The organism is Actinoallomurus iriomotensis (genome assembly GCF_030269445.1).
Classification (GTDB): Bacteria; Actinomycetota; Actinomycetes; order Streptosporangiales; family Streptosporangiaceae; genus Actinoallomurus; species Actinoallomurus iriomotensis.
The window spans coordinates 39,399-56,560 of sequence record NZ_BSTJ01000019.1 but is presented as its reverse complement, the minus strand read 5'-3'; the positions used below and the strand labels follow the sequence as shown (position 1 = coordinate 56,560).

The window sequence follows — 17,162 nt, the reverse complement described above, 5'->3', positions numbered from 1 at the left end:
TTCGGCGAACGCGCCGCATCCGCCGCGCAGCGACGGAGCCAGGCCCCTCGTGTCTCTCACAGGGCATGTGGCACGCCAACAGCGTGCCCACCGGGTGACTTCCCGCCCGAGCCCTCGGGGCCATCGGCAGGCGCCGGGAAGTGAAAGTGCACCGGACGAATGGACGACAAGATCCCCTAGACCTGAATGAAGTGGCCGCCCACGCGGCCGCCATCCCCCTGTTCTTCGAGCCGTCCGCTCAGAGACGGCTCCCGCTGAATCCGCACATCGCGGAACCGGGGACCCACCGCACCACTGGGGTGAATCGGCGCATCCCCTCGCGCCGTAGGGCAGCTTCCACGCCCGAACCCGTCAGCTAACCCGGTAAGCGGCATGGAAGCAAAGGAGTGCTCAACGTGTCAGGTCGACACAAGAAGTCATGCCGTCTGCTGCGTAACACCAGACTCGGCGGCTCCCTCGCCGCCGTCACCGCGGTCGGCGCGACCGCGATCAGCCTGATCGCGGCGGCCCCGGCCGGATCCTCCCAGAACGTCGACGCGGTCTCGGCCCAAGCGATGGCCGCCGTTCCCCACGGCACCGCCGCCTCCCCCAAGGAACCGCACACGCTGGCCCTGTCCGGCAAGAGCGCCGGCAACGTCGCCGCCAAGAAGCGCGAGTGGCTGCCCACCGCGAGCGACGCGCTGAAGCTCGCCACCTCCCAGGTCGGCGTCAGCGAGGACTCCTCGGGCGGCGGCACCAAGTTCCAGAAGTGGTTCGTCTCCTCCCCGTGGGCCGAGCGCGGCGTCGAGCGCGACGGCGGCCAGGTCTCCGACTACGCCAACGCGAACTGGTGCGACATGTTCGTGTCCTGGATCGGCGCCCAGCTGGGCGTCAAGGGGATGGGCGCGGACGCGTTCACCCGTACCCACGCCCAGTGGTTCAAGGACCAGGGCCGCTGGGGCGAGGACGCCACGCCCGGCGCCGTCGTGTTCTTCTCCTGGAGCGGGAGCAAGTCGATCGACGACATCGACCACGTCGGCATGGTCATCAAGGACAACCACGACGGCACCATCCAGACCATCGAGGGCAACACCGACAACGCCGTGAAGATCCGCACGCGCGACAAGTCCACGGTCGTCGGCTACGGCTACCCCGAGTACGGCTCCAACGACGCCTGAGCCCTCCCCTCGCCCCGGCCGCACGGCCGGCCGGGGCGGCCCGCCCTGCACACCGTCCCCGTCTCCCCCTGTGCTGAGAGGCCAACCCCCCATGTTCAGAATCAGCAACAAGTATCTGGATCGATTCACCAGCAAGACGTTCGCGTCGGTCGCGGCCGGCGTCGTCGTGGCGGGCGCGGGCGCGTCCGCCGCGCTGGTCCACTCCACGTCCTCCCAGGCCGCCCGTACGAGCGCCGTGCAGGTGTCGCAGGGCGACTCCGGCCTCGTGGGGCCCGGAACGGAGGGCCACACGGCCAAGCTGCCCCGGCAGCTTCCCAGTGAGAAGGCCGACAAGAAGGCCGCCCTGCCGACCGGCGTCTCCACCGGCACGTCGTTCTGGGACGCGCAGACCGCGTCCGGCAAGCCGATGTCGTACCACACGATCGCCAGCCCGTACTGGCCGCTCGGCACCAAGGTGAAGATCACCGTCGGCAAGAAGAGCGCCGTCGGCGTGGTCGAGGACTTCGGCCCGGCCGAGTGGGCGGTCGCCCAGCACAGCCCGCCGGCCATCATCGACCTGTCCGAGGAGATGATGCAGTACTTCACCGGCACCCGGTCCAACTCGATCCCGATCAAGTTCCAGGTGCTGGAGATGGGTAACGGCCCCGTCTACCGCCACTCGGGCACCGGCTACGACATGGCGACCGGAGTGTCCGAGAAATAGCCCTCTTCCGCCCCCTTCCCCCCTGGGGGCGTTCGGGGCCCCTCTACCCGAGGGGCCCCGAACCTTTTTCGGCGTTACGCGGTTGCGCCTAAGAAGTGAACTAGGGTTCAATTCTTGTATGCCGTACCGCCGTACGCCCCGCGTCGAAGCGCGCCTGAGCGCCTCGCGTGAACGCATCCTGTCCGCCGCAGTGGCGATCGTCGCCGAGCACGGCTACGCGGGATGCTCGGTGGCCGCCGTGGCCCGTCGGGCCGGCGTCGCGACCGGCAGCGTCTACCGCCACTTCCCGGCAAAGGCCGACCTGGTCGCGGAGGTGTTCCGCACGACGAGCCGGCGCGAGGTCGACGCCGTGGCGCGGGCGGTGGCCCTGGAGAGCACCGCCGCCGAGGCGATCGCCGCGGTGGTCGAGACCTTCGCGGGCCGCGCGCTGCGGGCCCCGCGGATGGCGTACGCGCTGCTCGCCGAGCCCGCCGACCCGGCCGTCGACGGTGAGCGGCTCGTGTTCCGGCGCGCGTTCGCCGACGCCATCGGGGTGCTCATCACCCGGGGCATCGCCACCGGCGAGCTGCCCGATCAGGACGTCCAGGTGAGCGCGGCGGCACTCGTCGGGGCGATCGGCGACGCCCTCATCGGCCCGCTGGCGGCGCGCGCCGCCGTGACGGACGCCTCCGTCACCGCGCCGGTCCCGGACGTCTCCAGCGGCACGGCTCACCTCATCACCTTCGTCCAGCGCAGCATCGGAGCGGTCTCATGACGACGCATGACGTGTTCAACCAGGTCCCTCCGCTGACCGGCTACGACGTGGCCGACGACCCGGCGCTGCTGGACGGGCTGTTCCGCGAGGGCGGCGGCTGGGCGACCGAGGAGATCCACGAGCTCGGCCGGCTGGCCGGCGGCGAGGAGGCGCAGGAGTGGGGCCGGCTCGCCAATGAGTACCGCCCGGTGCTGCGCACCCACGACCGGTACGGCCACCGCGTCGACGAGGTGGAGTTCCACCCCGCCTGGCACGAGCTGATGAAGGTCGCGGTCGGGCACGGACTGCACGCCCGCGCGTGGACCGAGCGCGCCGGCGCGCACGTGGCCCGCGCCGCCAAGTTCTACGTGTGGCGGGTCGACGCCGGGCACGGCTGCCCGATCTCGATGACGTACGCCGCCGTGCCCGCGCTGCGCCAGGAGCCCGACCTCGCCCGCGAGTACGAGCCGCTGCTGACCTCCGGCACGTACGACTTCGGCCTGCGCCCGCCGCTGACCAAGGCCGGCATCCTCGCCGGGATGTCGATGACGGAGAAGCAGGGCGGCTCGGACGTACGCGCCAACACGACCCGCGCGGTTCCGCAGGCCGACGGGACGTACCTGCTGACCGGGCACAAGTGGTTCACCAGCGCGCCGATGTGCGACGTCTTCCTCGTGCTCGCCCAGGCCCCGGAGGGCCTCACCTGCTTCCTGCTCCCCCGCGTCCTGCCCGACGGCACGCTCAACCCGATGCGCCTGCAGCGGCTGAAGGACAAGCTCGGCAACCACTCGAACGCCTCGGCGGAGGTGGAGTACGAACGCGCCGTCGCCTGGCGCGTCGGCGAGGCGGGCCGTGGCGTCCGCACCATCATCGAGATGGTCAACATGACGCGGCTCGACTGCGTCATCGGCGCCGCCGCCGGAATGCGCCAGGGCCTGGTGCAGGCGGCGCACCACGTCACCCACCGGCAGGCGTTCGGCGCCGCCCTGATCGACCAGCCCCTGATGCGCAATGTCGTGGCCGACCTGGCCGTGGAGTCCGAGGCCGCGACGGTGCTGATGCTGCGGCTCGCGGGCGCGACCGACCGTGGCGAGACCGCGTTCAAGCGCCTCGCCCTGGCGGCCGGCAAATACTGGGTGACCAAGCGCTGGCCCGCGCACAGCGCCGAGGCCCTGGAGTGCCTGGGCGGCAACGGCTACGTCGAGGAGTCGGGCATGCCCCGGCTGTTCCGTGAGTCCCCGCTCAATTCCGTGTGGGAGGGGTCGGGCAACGTCGCCGCGCTCGACGTGCTGCGGGCCATGCTGAAGGAACCCGAGACCGTGGAGGCGTACTTCGCCGAGGTCGGCGCGGCGACAGGAGCCGACCGGCGCCTGGACGAGGCCGTCACGCGGATCAAGAACGAACTGACCGACACCGCCACGGCCGAACTACGCGCCCGCCGGATCGTCGAACGCCTCGCCCTCGTACTCCAAGGAGCCCTGCTCGTCCGGCACGGCCACCCCGCCGTCGCCGACGCCTTCTGCGCCTCCCGCCTCGACCGGGACTGGGGCACCGCCTTCGGCACCCTCCCCCCGGGCCTGGACCTCGACGCCATCATCGCCCGCGCCACCCCGAAGGCCGGATAGCTCAACCGTCCAGCGCGCGCGGACGGCTGTATTCGCACCCGTGCGATCGCGCGCCCGCCGAAGCGGTCGCGGACCTCGTCGACCGTACCGTCGAGCGCCGCCGGCGCGAAGTGGTCGAGCGGCAGGGAGAGCTGGACCGCCCGGTCGTCGTACAGGTCGCCCACGGCCACGCCGAGCAGGGTCAGCCCGCGGTCGGCGACGAGGTCGCCGGCCGCGGGCGAGCGCGTGCAGGTGGCGGCCGGAGGCGGGGCCCGGCATGGCGACCAGGAGGCTCCCCGGCAGGGCGGCCACGTCGCCGACCGTCGTGGATCCAGACTCGCGACCGCCGGCGGTCGGTCGTCTCGGCCGCACGCGATTCGCTGAGCCCTAGGGTCGCCTCACCGATCGACGGCTCCGGCCTTGACCGGCTCTCGTGGCGCTGCGTCTTTGCCCGTACTCGACCTCGACAGACGCCATTCGTCGGAAAAGCACTTGATCACAAGCGCAGACGCAGAGTTACTCACGGTTCTCCGTCCTTCCAGTACCGATCAACCGAAACTGTCCTTTACAGTTAATCGGCGCCCGGCCACGGTCAAGACAATTAACATATTTTCGAAGCATCTCCGGTGAAGGGCCCGCCACGCCAGGCGAAAGGAAACCCTCCTGGATCGCGACCGCACCCGCACCCGCACCTGACAGGCTTCCGGCCACTTCGTCCCCAGAAATCGCATCGAGAAGGATCGCGGGTGACGGCCTCCGTGACCGAGACTCGCCCATGAAGGATCAGATTGGGATAGAACACTACAACACATGTTTGATGTATTTGCGACACCTGTCATGCCGCCCGAGCCAGTGCAAAACCATCTCCCGCGAATGAGGACGGACGCGTTTCAGCACTCGGGTGGCGTTGGCCGGCGGCATCGCCCTGGCCCTGTGGCCCAATGGTGTGGGGTGCTGATGCCGCTCGTGACCCAGCTCGCCCACGCGATCGCCAAGCGGTCGACGGTCGCGCCGGCCGGCGCGCCGTCAGGGGCGGACCAGTGAGGCTTTCCATCGGCCCGCGGCCGGTACCCACCGCTGTCCGCGTGGCGGTCCTGCATCACGCCGGAAGCTCGGCGGTGGCGTACCACCCGCTGGTCCGGCAGCTGCCGGACGACTGGGATGTCCTGCTGCTGGACCTGCCCGGCCCGAGTGCCCGGCACGGCGAGACGCCGAGCCGGGTGAGGTCGCGGGTCGTCGGTGGTGTCTTCGGCGACATCCTGAAGCACGTCGATCCGCCGTACGCGCGGTTCGGCCACGGCGTGGGTGCGATCGTCGCGACCGAGGTCGGCCGGTGCCTGGCCGCTTCGCAGCGGTATCTGGTCTGGGTCGGATCTCAGGCCGGGCGGCACCTGCGACTCCGGTCGACGCCGTGGTACCGGTCACGCTCGCACGGGGACGGCCACAGTACGGCGTGCGCCGCGACGGGGGCGGCGGACGCCAGCGCCGGGACCAGGCATTTCGATGAGCGGCTAGCGTGACAGGAGTTGCTTCTCCTACCTCACATAAGGGACTGTTGTCTTCAAGCAACATTTTCGAGCGCGAAGGTGGTGGGGGCTCGCGTGACCGCGGGCCCGGCGCGTGGACCTTTCCAGCGTTACCTCCGCGGACCGGCGGAGCCCCGAGCGGGTGACGGCCGCCCGGTGGAGCGACGCCCCCTACCCGGTGGTGATGGCCGCCGCCGACGGGCGGGTGGTCGAGCTCAACGAGGCCGCCGCCCGGCTGTTCCCGCGAGCGGAACCAGGGACGAGCCTCGCCGCGACGACGGCCGGCTGGCTGGCGGAGGCGCACCGCGCGGTCGACGGGCACCACCCCGAGCCCGTACGGGGCGAGGCGGGGGAACGCGGCTTCGAGGCGCACCCGACCCCCTCGCCGGACGGTCACGTCATCTGGTGGCTGGTCGACGACACCGACCGGCGGTTGGCCGAGACCGAACTCGCGACGGAACGGGAGCGCACGGCGCTCCTGGCGGAGGCGTCGAACGCCCTGCTGTCGACCTTGAACATCGATCGGTGCATGGAGGTCGCGGTACGCCTGGCGGCCGAGCATCTGGCCGACGCCGCGGTGCTGATCGCGCCCGCCGTGGGCACCCGGCTGCCGGCGGCCTTCACGATCCGCGGCGCGGACGTGTCCCGCCGTACGGTGCAGGCCGACGCCGCCGAGGTGCCGGGACTGAGCGAGGCGCTCCAGGGCTTTCCGCCGATCCCCTCCCGCTGGATCGACCCGGCCGAACTCCCCTCGTGGGCGGTGCCGGAGGGCTTCGACGGGCCGGTCGGCGCGGTGGCGGTGACGCCGCTGCCCGGGCACGGCATCCCGGCCGGCGCGCTCATCCTGCTGCGCCGCAGCGACCGGCCGTCGTTCAGCGAGAACGAGGAGGTCTTCGCCCGGCTCTTCGCCGCGCGGGCCGGCGCGGCGCTGTCGGCGGCCCGCATGTACGCCGAGCAGGCCGGGGTCACCACGATCCTCATGCGCGAGCTGCTGCCGCCCCGGCTGCACCACGTCCACGGCGTCGACTTCGCCGGCGGCTACCGCGCCTCGGTGCGCAGCGAGCTCGTCGGCGGTGACTTCTACGACGTCCACCCCGGCGACGACGAGGCCGTCGAGTCCCTCGCCGTCCTCGGCGACGTGTGCGGCAAGGGACTGGAGGCGGCGGTCACCACCGGCAAGATCCGCACCACGCTGCAGGCGCTGCTGCCCATGGCCGGCGACCACATGCGCATGCTGTCCCTGCTCAACGGGGCGCTGCTGCACACCGAGTCCAGCCGGTTCGCCACCCTGGTGCTGGCCTCGGCGATCCGGGCCGGCGGCAGCGTACGGCTCCGGCTGACCAGCGCCGGACATCCGCCGCCGCTCATCGTGCGGTCCGGCGGCGGCGTCGAGGAGGCCGCGACCCGTGGTTGCCTGATCGGGGTGTTCTCCGACATCGACGCGACCACCGCCGAGGTGGAGCTGGCGCCGGGCGAGACGTGCGTGCTGTACACCGACGGCATCACCGAGGCCCGCGGCGGTCCGCTCGGCGACGTCATGTTCGGCGAGGAGCGGCTGGCGGAGGCCCTGGCCGGGTGCGCCGGGATGCCCGCCGAAGCCGTCGTGGAGCGGGTGCAGATGCTCGCGGCGCAGTGGGCCGGGAGCCGCGACCACGACGACATGGCCGTCGTGGCGATCACCGCGCCGCCCAACGGACGCCTACGACGCGAGGAAACCCGATGACCGCTTCGGCGACGGACCGCCTGAACACCGAGGTCCTGGTCCCCCGGCTGTGGGACGCCGTGCGCGACGGCGACGAGTACGCCGCCGTCGAGGTGATCCTGCCGGCCGTGGACGCCGGCCTGGACGCCGAGTCGGCACTCCTGGACGTGATCGCGCCGGTACAGGCCAAGGTCGGCCTCGAATGGGCCGCGAACCGCATCAGCGTCGCCCAGGAGCACACCGCGACGGCCATCAACGACCGCGTCATCGCCGCCCTCGCCCACCACACGCCCCCGCCCCAGAAGCGGCGGCGCGGCCGGGTCACGGTGGCGTGCGTCGACGGGGAGTGGCACGCCCTGCCCGCCCGCCTGCTGGCCGAGACCCTGCGGCTGCGGGGCTGGGAGGTCGACTTCCTCGGCGCGCAGGTCCCCGTTCCGCACCTGATCGACCACCTGCACCGTACGGGCCCCGACGCGCTGGCCCTGTCCTCCTCCATCCCCACCCGCCTGCCCACCGCGCATGCCACGATCACCGCGTGCCAGGCCGCGGGCGTCCCGGTCATGGCCGGCGGGGCGGCGTTCGGCCCCCGCGGCCGCCACGCCGAACGGCTCTGCGCCGACGCCTGGGCCCCTAACGCCCGCGCCGCGGCCGACCGGCTCGACGAACTCATCTCCCGGCCGTTCGCCCCGCCACCGGCACACCAGGCGGTGGAGGACCTGCCGCACCTGGCCGACCAGGAGTACACGCTGGTCACCCGCAGCGCGCACCGGCTCGTCGCGGCGGTCCTCGCCGAGCTGCAGGAACGCGTTCCGGCGATGGCCGACTACACCGACCAGCAGCGCCAGCACACCGCCGAGGACATCGCCCACATCACCGAGTTCCTCGGCGTCGCCCTCTACCTGGACGACTCGGACCTGTTCACCCGCTTCATCGCCTGGACCGGCGACATCCTCACCGCGCGCGGCGTCCCCGCCCACTCGGTCGGCCTCGCGCTGGACCTGCTGGCCGAACAGCTGAAGGACTTCCCTCGCGCCCTCGGCCTGCTCCAAGCGGGCCACGTCGCCCTGGAGGGCGCGACCACGGTCCGCTAGTCCTCGTCCGGGAACGGGATGGGCAGCGGTCGTCCGCGGCTGGGGCCCCGCCTTCGGCGCCCTCCCTCCGGGCCTTCTTCCGCGCGGTACGGCGTCAGCGCGGGCGGTTGCTCAGGGAGGCGGCCTGGGGGACGCCGAGCCAGGTGTAGATCGTCAGGGCGTCCCGCAGATGGTGATAGGCGGCGTCGGGGGCCGTGGTGAGCGTGGCCTCGCCTATTCCCTCATGTGCCTGGGCCCTTTGATAGAGGTCGTCGATGACGAGGGCGAGGGCGAGGGCCCGGCGGTGGTAGGCCTCCGCGTGGGCCCTCTGGCCTGCCGCGTGGTGAGTGTGGCCGAGATCGTTGAGGACCTTGCACTCGGCACGTACGTCACCGATCTCGCGGTTGAGCCGCAGCGCTCGTTCATGGTGGGCCAGGGAGAGCTGGAATCGGCCGGTGCGCCGGTAGGTGATGCCGAGGCTGGTCAGCGCCAGCGCTTCGCCCCATTTGTCCTCGGTCGTGCCGTAGAGGTCCAAGCCTTGCGTCCCACGGGTGACCGCCTCGTCATGGCGCCCCGCGTCACTGCACGCGATGCCCAGATTGGTGAGCGCGAGAGCCCGTCCCCACGTCGCGTCGACCTCGTCGTAGAGGTGAAGGGCCTGCTCGAAGCAGTCGAACGCCTCGGTGAGCGCACCCATCGCGCGGTAGGCGACGCCGAAGCCGACGAGGGTCGTGGCCTCGCCCCACCTGTCTCCGATCCGCCGGCAGAGGTCGAGGGAACGGGTGCCCTGGGCGAGTGCCTCCTCGTAGCGTCCGGCATGCCAGTAGGCCACGCCGAGGCTCCGCGTGGTCTCGGCCTGCGCCTGCGGGTCGTCGAGTGCGTCGGCCGCGGCCAGGGCGCGTCGGTGTGTGCTGACCCAGTCGTCGGTACGGCCGCGGATGTCGAAGAAGTGCTGGAGAACATGCGCGAGCTGCCAGGCGTGGGTGTGGCGGCCGTGCTCGGCCGCGTGGTCGATGACGGCGGTGAGGTTGGTGGCCTCGGTTTCGCACCACGCGATGGCGCGGGAGTGGTCGTCGAGCGGCGGCACGTGCGCGGGCGGGTGCGTGATGTCGAGCGGGAGCCGGCGCCGGCCTGGAGCGAACCGGCGGCGAGCGTGGGCGGCGGTGAACAGGAAGTAGTCGAGGATCCGCAGGAGGCTCTCGTGGTGGCTCGCCTCCGGCTCCTCGGCTCGGGCGATGGAGCGGGCGTGCTCGCGCAGCAGGTCGTGGAAGCGGTAACGGCCCGGGCGAGGCTGCTGAAGAAGGTGGAGATCGACGAGCTGCTCCAGCAGGCGTTCGGCCTCGTTCAGGTCCATGGCCAGCAGCGCGGCGACCAGGTGGGCATCACAGTCGGCGCCCGGGTGCATGCTCAGAAGGCGGAACAGCCGGCGCTGGTCCGGGACGAGGTGCTCATACGACATCGTGAACGCCGCCGCCACACCGGTGGCGATCTCGGCCAACCGCTCCTCCCGGAGTCGTCCCGACAGGTGCCCCACCGTCCAGGCCGGACGGCTGCGCAGCCGCGCGGCCACCATGCCGATCGCCAGCGGCAGCCGGCCGCACAGGCCCAGGACCTCACGGGCGGCGGCCGGCTCGGCCCGCGCACGCGAGTCGCCGATGACGCGGGCGAACAAGGCCAGCGCCTCGTCCAGCGGCGGAACGTCCAGGGAAAGGGTCGCGGTGGTGTCCAGCTCGACCAGGCGACGGCGGCTGGTGACCAGAACGCGGCAGCCGGGCGCGCCGGGAAGCAACGGCCGGACCTGGGACGAGTCGGCGGCGTTGTCCAGAACCAGGAGCAGGCGGCGGCCCGCTCATCCAGATCGTCGGGGATCTCGGCACCGGGCATACCGGTCGCTCGCAGCAGCTTGTCCAGGGCCGCTCCTGAGGTCAGCGGCTCATGTCCGGGCGTATGGCCGTGCAGATCGAGGAAGAGGCTCCCGTCCGGGTAGCGGACGCCGAGCCGGTGAGCGGCGTGTACCGCCAGCGCCGTCTTGCCCACCCCCGCCATCCCGTCGATCGCGAAGACGGGCGCGGACGTCACGTCGTCGGCGTCGTCGAGCAACCGGCGCAGCTCTTCCGTACGGCCGGTGAAGTGGCTGACGTCCCTCGGCAGGTCGGACCGTCCGGTCGCCGGTGCCGGACGTGCGGGGGCTTCGGGGGCCGGCGGCGCGAATCGCGCGAGCGCGAACGCGTGAAGGGACGGCTCTCGTACCGCTGGGACGAGGGCGCGCGGTCTGGGCGCGGGAGGAGTGAGGGTGGGATCGGCGGTGAGGATCCGGTGGTGCAGGCGGGTGAGATCGAGACCGGGATCGGCACCCAGTTCGTCGACCAGGCGGTCGCGGATGCGCTGGTAGCAGGCCAGAGCGTCCGCCGGGCGGCCGTCGCGGTAGAGGGCGAGCATGAGCTGGGCCGCGAGACGCTCGTTCAGTGGATGCTCCTGGGCGCGGGCCCACAGCGTGGCGAGAAGGCGGCCGTGCCGGCCACGGCGGAGCTCGATGTCGTGGTAGTCGAGCTCGGCCGCCAGTCGCTCAGCGCGGACCGCCTCGCGTACGGCGGCCAGCCACGGGTTGTCCAAACCCGCGAACGGTTCGCCCCGCCACAGGCGCAGAGCCTCCTCGAAGAGCTCCGCCGCCTGGTCGTCGCCGGCCGTCCGGGCCTGGAGGAGGAGACGCCGGAAGTGGTGGATGTCCACGGCCGACTCGTCCATCGTCAGGACGTAGCCGCCGGAACGGCGGACGATCGCGCAGGCCTCCGGCATCAGCGCCATGCGCAGGCGCGACAGGTGGCTGCGCAGCGACGCGGTGGCCTTGGCGGGAGGGGCGCCGTCCCACACGCGCCGCACCAGCTCCTCGACCGGCACGACCCGGTTGGCCTCGACGAGGAGCACCGCGAGAACGCAGCGGCGCCGGGCGGGACCCACGTCGATCTCCCGATCGCCGAGGATCACCTCGATCTCGCCCAGCACGCCGGCTCGCATCCGCATCGCACGCCCCGGGGGGTAGCACTTATCCGCGGCCCTGTGCCGCGGCTCGACAGGGAGCACGTTAGCCCGTGGCGCCGACACGGTCGTGTGCGAGCAGGTCATGCCGGTGGATGGTCTCCGAGCCGTCCAGGGACGGCTCGGAGACCATCATTCAGCAGACCTGGACGTACCAGTTCGGGTCGACCTGGACACTCCAGAAGCCGGTGGTTCCCGTGGGCCCGATGTACTTGCACCCCGGGTCCGCCCGGCGGCCGAGGCTCGGGAGGAAGACCGCGAAGTTGTATCCCGTGCCGCACTGGTTGCGGACGGTGTAGATCTCCTGATGCCCACCGCCCTCTTGCATGCTGACGCGGACCCCGCAGAACCCGGGATCGGCGGAGGCGGGTGACGCCGTCACTCCGCCGGCGACCACTACGGAGGCGGTCAGGATGAGCAGGGAAACGAGTGGCGTCTTACGAATGGGCTTGCGCATGTGCCGAACTCCTTTCACGACAGATCAGCAGAGAGTGACGTACCAGTTGGCGTCGGCGATGACCGCCCAGTAGGTATAGGTCTCGCCGCCCTGGAGCCTCACACAGCCCGGGTAGGCCTGCCTGCTCGCGCTCGGCAGAATGACCGCGAAGTTGTACGCGGTCGCGCACTTGTTGCGGACGACATAGTTCTGCTGGAGTCCTCCGGCCGGATAGGAGTCCACGCGTACTCCGCAGGATCCGGGATCGGCGGATGCGGGCGCCGCGGTCAGCCCGACGGCCGTTCCCGACGCCGCCAGCATCAGCATCAGCATCGCGCCTGCCAGCAGTTTCGACGATGTGCGCCTGAGGCGCCTGGAGCGGGGTTGATCATTCATGCCCCGATCGTCGCGTGAGCGCGTTGCGAACCCGTTGCCCGATCATTGCGCACCTGTTCAGGACGACAATGACACCGAGACCGTATATAAGCTTCGAAAATACCTTAACTGTCTTGACCGTAGCCGGGCGCCGATTCATCGTGAGCAGCGTTCACCTAAAGGTGGCCAGTCGGATCGATACCGGAAGGACGGAACAACTGTGAGTAGTTCCATGCCTGCCCTGACGATCAAACGAATCGCCGACGAATGGCGTCCGTCGAGGCCCAGTACGACTATCGATCAGTCCTCAAAAAGGCTGACCATGCCCGATCCCGGCCGAGACAACGTCTGACCGCCGGCCGCTGCGAGCTGGAAGGACGGAACAACTGTGAGTAGCTCCACGTCTGCCCTCGCGATCAAGCACACTGCCGACGAATGGCGTCCATCGAAGCCCGGCCTCATCATGAATACCGCCCCGAAGAAGCTGGCCCTGGCCAACGGCCGACGAGATGACCGTAAGGCTCAGTCCACTGCGCGCAACCGAGAATCCTGACCGCCGGCCGTTACGAGTCCGGACACTTTGACGAATGGAAATGACTGCGGGTTCACCGAGGGTATGCCTGGTCTGCATGCCCTGGCATGACGTGTCGCGGCCGTCGCTGCAGCTTGGAGTCCTCGCCTCGGCATGCGTCGCGCACGGCGTCGACAGACCTCTGGCATACCACGGTGGCCTGCGGTTCGCGGAGTTCCTCCTGCGGCAAAGCGATGGCGCGCTCGGTCCGTACGACTACACCGCCATCGCCGAGGAGGGTTTCCCTCACGCACTGGGCGACTGGGTGTTCGCCGGAGCGTTGAACGGGGACGGGTACGGAGCCGAGGGAATGCGCCAGTACGCCGCTCGTCGGGGACTTTCACTGACGAAGGCGAGCAAGATGCGTGAGCTGGCCGACGCGTTCTGTGATCTCGTCGTCGACGAGCTGATCGCACTGGATCCGCAGGTCGTCGGATTCAGCACGACGTTCATGCAGAACGTGCCCAGCCTCGCCGTCGCCCGGCGGCTCAAGCAGCGACGAGGCGATATCACCGTACTCTTCGGCGGTGGAAACTGCGACGGAGAGATGGGCGTCGCGCTGCATCGTGAGTTCGACTTCGTCGACCTGGTGCTTCGCGGTGAGGCCGACGAGACGTTGCCCTTGCTGCTGCGTACGCTCGCCGCTGATGACGGCGCGGGTGATCTGGCCTCCGTCCCCGGACTCTGCTGGCGTGACGAGCACGGCACGCCACACGCGAACCGCCAGCCGGTGAGACTGGTGTCGCCGGTCCACATGGCCGCGCCGGACTTCGACGACTGGTTCGGCGCGTTCGACGCCTCTCCGGTGAGCGCGTACGTGGAGCCGGAGCTGGTCATGGAGTCGGCCCGCGGATGCTGGTGGGGAGAGCATCACCATTGCACGTTCTGCGGGCTCAACGGCACCACGATGGCGTTTCGCGCCAAGCGGCCGGAGACCTTCCTCGCCGAACTGGAACACCTGGTGACGCGTCACAAGGTCCTCGACGTCACGGTCGTGGACAACATCCTCGAGCCGCAGTATCTGCGGGACGTTCTGCCCCAGGTTTCCGGCCTGGGCTGGGACATGCGTCTGCATTATGAGGTCAAGGCCAATCTCACCAGCGAACAGATCGGTGTGCTTCGGGCGGCAGGCGTCTACAGCGTGCAGCCCGGCATCGAGTCCCTGGTGGACGACGTCCTCCACCGGATGGACAAAGGAGTGCCGGCGGCTCGCAACGTGCGTACGCTGCGGGACTGCCAGTCGGCCGGGCTGACGGTGGCCTGGAACTGGCTGTACGGCTTTCCCGGCGAACGGGTGGCGGACTACCTCTCGCTCGTCGCGCAGTTGCCCGCTCTGGTTCACCTCCAGCCGCCCAACAGCGTGGCCCGAATCCAGCTCAATCGATTCAGCCCACATTTCGAGGATCCGTCGTTGGGCTTTTCGACTCGCGAGCCGGCGGAGCCGTACCGCTATGTCTACGACCTGCCCCCGGAGCGCATGCACGACCTCGTGTACCTGTTCGACACTCCACCGAGTGGCCTCACCGAAGAACAGGTCGAACCGCTGAGGACCGCCGCGGAGGAATGGGCACGTGACCATGCGATCAGCTCGCTGCGCCGGTTCGAGGTCGACGGGGTGTTCGTGCTGGAGGATCGGCGGGCCGGATGGCAGCCCGCGGACCATACGTTGGAGGATCCGCGGGAACAGCGCGCCTGGCTGGAGCTGGAGTACGGCCGTACACCCACCGGCCTGCTGCGCCGCCTCGAGGAGGCCGGTGTGCCCTGGGATCCCGACGAGCTGTTCCGCTGGCTGCACGGTCTCCGTGAGCGTGGACTCGTCTTCGTGGAGGGCGACCGCTGGGTCGGGCTCACCACCACGAGCATCCGTGGCCCGTCCGACCAGGTCGACCTGTCCGTGCCACTGCCATGGCCCGTACCGGCACCTTGATCGCTTCATCGGGAGATTCAATGCACACGGCAGAGGTGACCGATTCGGGTGCGCGCCGGCCGGCGGCCGTGACGGTGCACATCGACGAACTCCTGGCCGACCCGAGTCATGCCGTACGAGTGGTGGCCGAGGCCGAGTCCGGATCGCGATCCCTGACGCTGCTCGACCCCATCCGGCTGGGCGCGGATCCGGACCTCGACGTCGTCGCTCTGCGGTTGCTCACCGAGGCGACGGCCGGCCAGGTGGATCTGCACTGGGATCTCGCCGGTGAACCGCCTTGGCCGCTGCGCACCGTGGTCCACCTGCACCCACCGGCGGGAGCGGCGAACGCGGCGGGCCGGCGGTTCGCCGCGCGGTGGGGAGAGCGGTTCCGCTTCGGGCTGTGCACGTACCGGCGAGGGCCGGGTTTCCTCGCCCTGCGCGATATCCGGCCGGACGGCGCACGGCTGCGCACCGTCGCGGATGGCCGGTGGGCCACCGCCTTCGAGACGCTCCTGTCCACGCCGACGTGCCCTACCGGCGACGCGGCGGCAGGTCGGCTGCTCGACGAACTGCTCACCGCCGGCCTCGCGCTGCGGCTCGGCGCCGGGCGGCACGTGGTGTTGCCGTTCCGGCTGCGCCGCTGGCCGATCCCCTACTCGGCGGTGTAGCACCGACCGGCTCAGGACTCCTGACGTGTGGGGACGGGAGTCGATCTCTCGCGCTCGCCGCCCGCCGGCAGCCGGCGTACGGCAGGAACGGCGAGGGTGACCAGGGCGATGAGGAGCTGGGCGATGCCGGCCAGCCAGAGGATGGGGTAGGTGCCGAGTCCCGCGGCGAGTGGGCCTGCGGTGGCTTGGCCGATGGGCTGGCCGGCGAGGGAGCCGAACCAGTCGTAGGCGCTGACCCGGGACAGGGATTTGTCGGGGACATGGTGTTGCAGGGCGGTCTCGAGCAGCGTGTTGAAGACGGTGAGGCCGATGCCGCAGAGCATGGCGAGGCCGGCCACCGCGATGGCGGGCACGTGAGCGCCGAGGCCGAGGGTGGGCAGGGGGCAGAGCGCGAGGGCGAGTACGCCGGTCCGCAGCGGGTGAGCCGGGTGCATGTGGAGGGCGGCGATGCCGCCGATCACGGACCCGACGCCGATCGCGGTGACGATCGTCGCCCATGCGGCGGGGCCGCCGAGGGAGTGTTCACTGACCGCCGGGCCGAGGACCAGGAACGCCGAGAAGAGCATGTTGGTGAACGAGGCGACGGTGACGATGGTCCACACCCAGGTGCGGGAACTGAACTCGTTCCACCCCTCGCGCAGGTCCCGCAGGAAGGATTGCGCCGCCGGTGGGAGGTGCGCGGGGAGCCGTAGCCGGGTGAGCATGATCGCGCTGATGGCGAAGGTGGCCGCGTCGACGGCGACCGCCCATCCGGGGCCTGCCGTCGCGACCAGGACACCGGCCGCGGCGGGTCCGGCGATGCTGCCGATCGAGATCGACAGCCCGCGCAGCGCGTTCGCCTGCTGGAGTCGGCCGCCGGTCACGATGGAGGGGATCAGCCCGGTGGAGGCGGGGTTGAAGGTGCCGGTCGCCACGCCATGCAGGGCTTGGAGGGCGGCGAGTTCCCAGATCCTGGCATGTCCGCTGATCAGCAGCGCCGCCATCGTCGCCTGGCCGAGGAAGCGGGCGACGTCGGCGGTCACCATGATGCGACGGCGTGGGAATCGGTCGGCGATGACCCCGCCGATGAGCATGACGGCGACCATCGGGATGCTGCGGGCGGCGAGGACGTAGCCGAGGCCGGCGGGTGACCTGGTGAGGTCCAGCACCGCGAACGCGAGAGCGACCATGACCATGCCGTCACCGAGCAGTGACGCGGACTGGCCGACGAAGAACCGCCGGAAGTTGCGTTCTGAGAGGACGGCCAGCCCATTCATGCGACCACGATCCATCCCTTCTCTGCCTATGTGATCTTGTGCGTAGCGATTGGCGGGGGCAATGCCCGTTATGGTGCCGGGAACACGCGGCGAGCACCACCCCGGATGACACCGAAAGGACCGTTGTCGTCAGGCTGCACGCACGCGTCTCGGCGCCTCGATCTTCCACCTAGGTGGCATGGACACCTCCGTTCGCCGTGCGCTTTACTGGTTTTGATATGCCAATTGGATCAATCGGCGAAGGGATTTCGAATGGATGAGTTCGACCTCGATCCCAAAGTCACCATGGCGACCGGAGCCGGCTGGAGTGCCTTCCTCGGCGGAGCGCAGGGGCCGGGCCGGATCCAAAGCCTCACGACCGATTGGACGGTCAACTGATTCTGACGGGCTGATGCACAGAGCCGCCGTCAAGTGAC

At 70.4% G+C, this 17,162-nt stretch carries 15 protein-coding genes and 1 riboswitch; of the genes, 10 read left to right on the top strand and 5 right to left on the bottom strand.

Annotation, left to right across the window (positions count from 1 at the left end; all coding sequences use genetic code 11):
- Positions 1-242: 242 nt before the first annotated feature.
- A riboswitch (cyclic di-AMP (ydaO/yuaA leader) is annotated at positions 243-385 on the top strand.
- A gap of 10 nt (positions 386-395) precedes the next feature.
- The 7 genes from QSK37_RS48025 (at position 396) to QSK37_RS47995 (ending at position 8,516) form a co-directional block, all read left to right on the top strand.
- Positions 396-1,157, top strand: coding sequence for a CHAP domain-containing protein (locus QSK37_RS48025; protein WP_285635837.1), 762 nt, complete (start codon positions 396-398; stop codon positions 1,155-1,157).
- A gap of 91 nt (positions 1,158-1,248) precedes the next feature.
- Positions 1,249-1,860, top strand: a complete 612-nt coding sequence (locus QSK37_RS48020) for an RlpA-like double-psi beta-barrel domain-containing protein (RefSeq protein ID WP_285635834.1) — start codon at positions 1,249-1,251, stop codon at positions 1,858-1,860.
- A 118-nt stretch (positions 1,861-1,978) separates the two neighbouring features.
- The gene (locus QSK37_RS48015) at positions 1,979-2,614 is read left to right on the top strand and encodes a TetR/AcrR family transcriptional regulator (protein WP_285635831.1); all 636 of its coding nucleotides are present in this window, start codon (positions 1,979-1,981) and stop codon (positions 2,612-2,614) included.
- Positions 2,611-4,218 carry an acyl-CoA dehydrogenase family protein gene (locus QSK37_RS48010; RefSeq protein ID WP_285635828.1) on the top strand — a complete coding sequence of 536 codons (1,608 nt, stop codon included), beginning with the start codon at positions 2,611-2,613 and terminating at the stop codon, positions 4,216-4,218. The genes QSK37_RS48015 and QSK37_RS48010 overlap by 4 nt, the downstream gene beginning before the upstream one ends.
- A gap of 1,064 nt (positions 4,219-5,282) precedes the next feature.
- Complete coding sequence (locus QSK37_RS48005) at positions 5,283-5,717, top strand: thioesterase domain-containing protein (protein ID WP_285635826.1); 435 nt, start codon at positions 5,283-5,285, stop codon at positions 5,715-5,717.
- Positions 5,718-5,865: 148 nt separating this feature from the next.
- On the top strand, positions 5,866-7,446 hold the full coding sequence (locus QSK37_RS48000) for a PP2C family protein-serine/threonine phosphatase (protein ID WP_285635823.1): 1,581 nt from the start codon (positions 5,866-5,868) through the stop codon (positions 7,444-7,446).
- Positions 7,443-8,516, top strand: a complete 1,074-nt coding sequence (locus QSK37_RS47995; RefSeq protein WP_285635820.1) for a cobalamin B12-binding domain-containing protein — start codon at positions 7,443-7,445, stop codon at positions 8,514-8,516. The genes QSK37_RS48000 and QSK37_RS47995 overlap by 4 nt, the downstream gene beginning before the upstream one ends.
- A gap of 94 nt (positions 8,517-8,610) precedes the next feature.
- On the opposite strand, the gene QSK37_RS47990 is transcribed toward QSK37_RS47995, so the two are convergent.
- From QSK37_RS47990 to QSK37_RS47975, 4 genes are all read right to left on the bottom strand, one after another.
- Positions 8,611-9,849: a tetratricopeptide repeat protein gene (locus tag QSK37_RS47990; protein ID WP_490246513.1), complete on the bottom strand. Its 1,239-nt coding sequence runs from the start codon at positions 9,847-9,849 to the stop codon at positions 8,611-8,613.
- Between the two features lie 53 nt (positions 9,850-9,902).
- Entirely contained in the window at positions 9,903-11,516 is a 1,614-nt protein-coding gene (locus QSK37_RS52085) for an AfsR/SARP family transcriptional regulator (protein WP_490246512.1), read from the bottom strand.
- Positions 11,517-11,667: 151 nt separating this feature from the next.
- On the bottom strand, positions 11,668-11,988 hold the full coding sequence (locus QSK37_RS47980; RefSeq protein ID WP_285635816.1) for a hypothetical protein: 321 nt from the start codon (positions 11,986-11,988) through the stop codon (positions 11,668-11,670).
- Positions 11,989-12,012: 24 nt separating this feature from the next.
- On the bottom strand, positions 12,013-12,363 hold the full coding sequence (locus QSK37_RS47975) for a hypothetical protein (protein ID WP_285635813.1): 351 nt from the start codon (positions 12,361-12,363) through the stop codon (positions 12,013-12,015).
- Between the two features lie 566 nt (positions 12,364-12,929).
- Between QSK37_RS47975 and QSK37_RS47970 the strand changes: the two genes are divergently transcribed.
- Complete coding sequence (locus tag QSK37_RS47970) at positions 12,930-14,840, top strand: RiPP maturation radical SAM C-methyltransferase (protein WP_349498053.1); 1,911 nt, start codon at positions 12,930-12,932, stop codon at positions 14,838-14,840.
- A 20-nt stretch (positions 14,841-14,860) separates the two neighbouring features.
- A complete protein-coding gene (locus QSK37_RS47965) occupies positions 14,861-15,490 on the top strand; it encodes a DUF5825 family protein (protein ID WP_285635811.1) in 630 nt (209 codons plus the stop codon).
- 11 nt (positions 15,491-15,501) lie between these two features.
- Here QSK37_RS47965 and QSK37_RS47960 read toward each other — a convergent pair whose 3' ends face one another.
- A complete protein-coding gene (locus tag QSK37_RS47960; protein ID WP_285635810.1) occupies positions 15,502-16,746 on the bottom strand; it encodes an MFS transporter in 1,245 nt (414 codons plus the stop codon).
- A 252-nt stretch (positions 16,747-16,998) separates the two neighbouring features.
- Between QSK37_RS47960 and QSK37_RS47955 the strand changes: the two genes are divergently transcribed.
- A complete protein-coding gene (locus QSK37_RS47955; RefSeq protein ID WP_285635808.1) occupies positions 16,999-17,124 on the top strand; it encodes a hypothetical protein in 126 nt (41 codons plus the stop codon).
- The last annotated feature ends 38 nt before the right edge of the window (positions 17,125-17,162 follow it).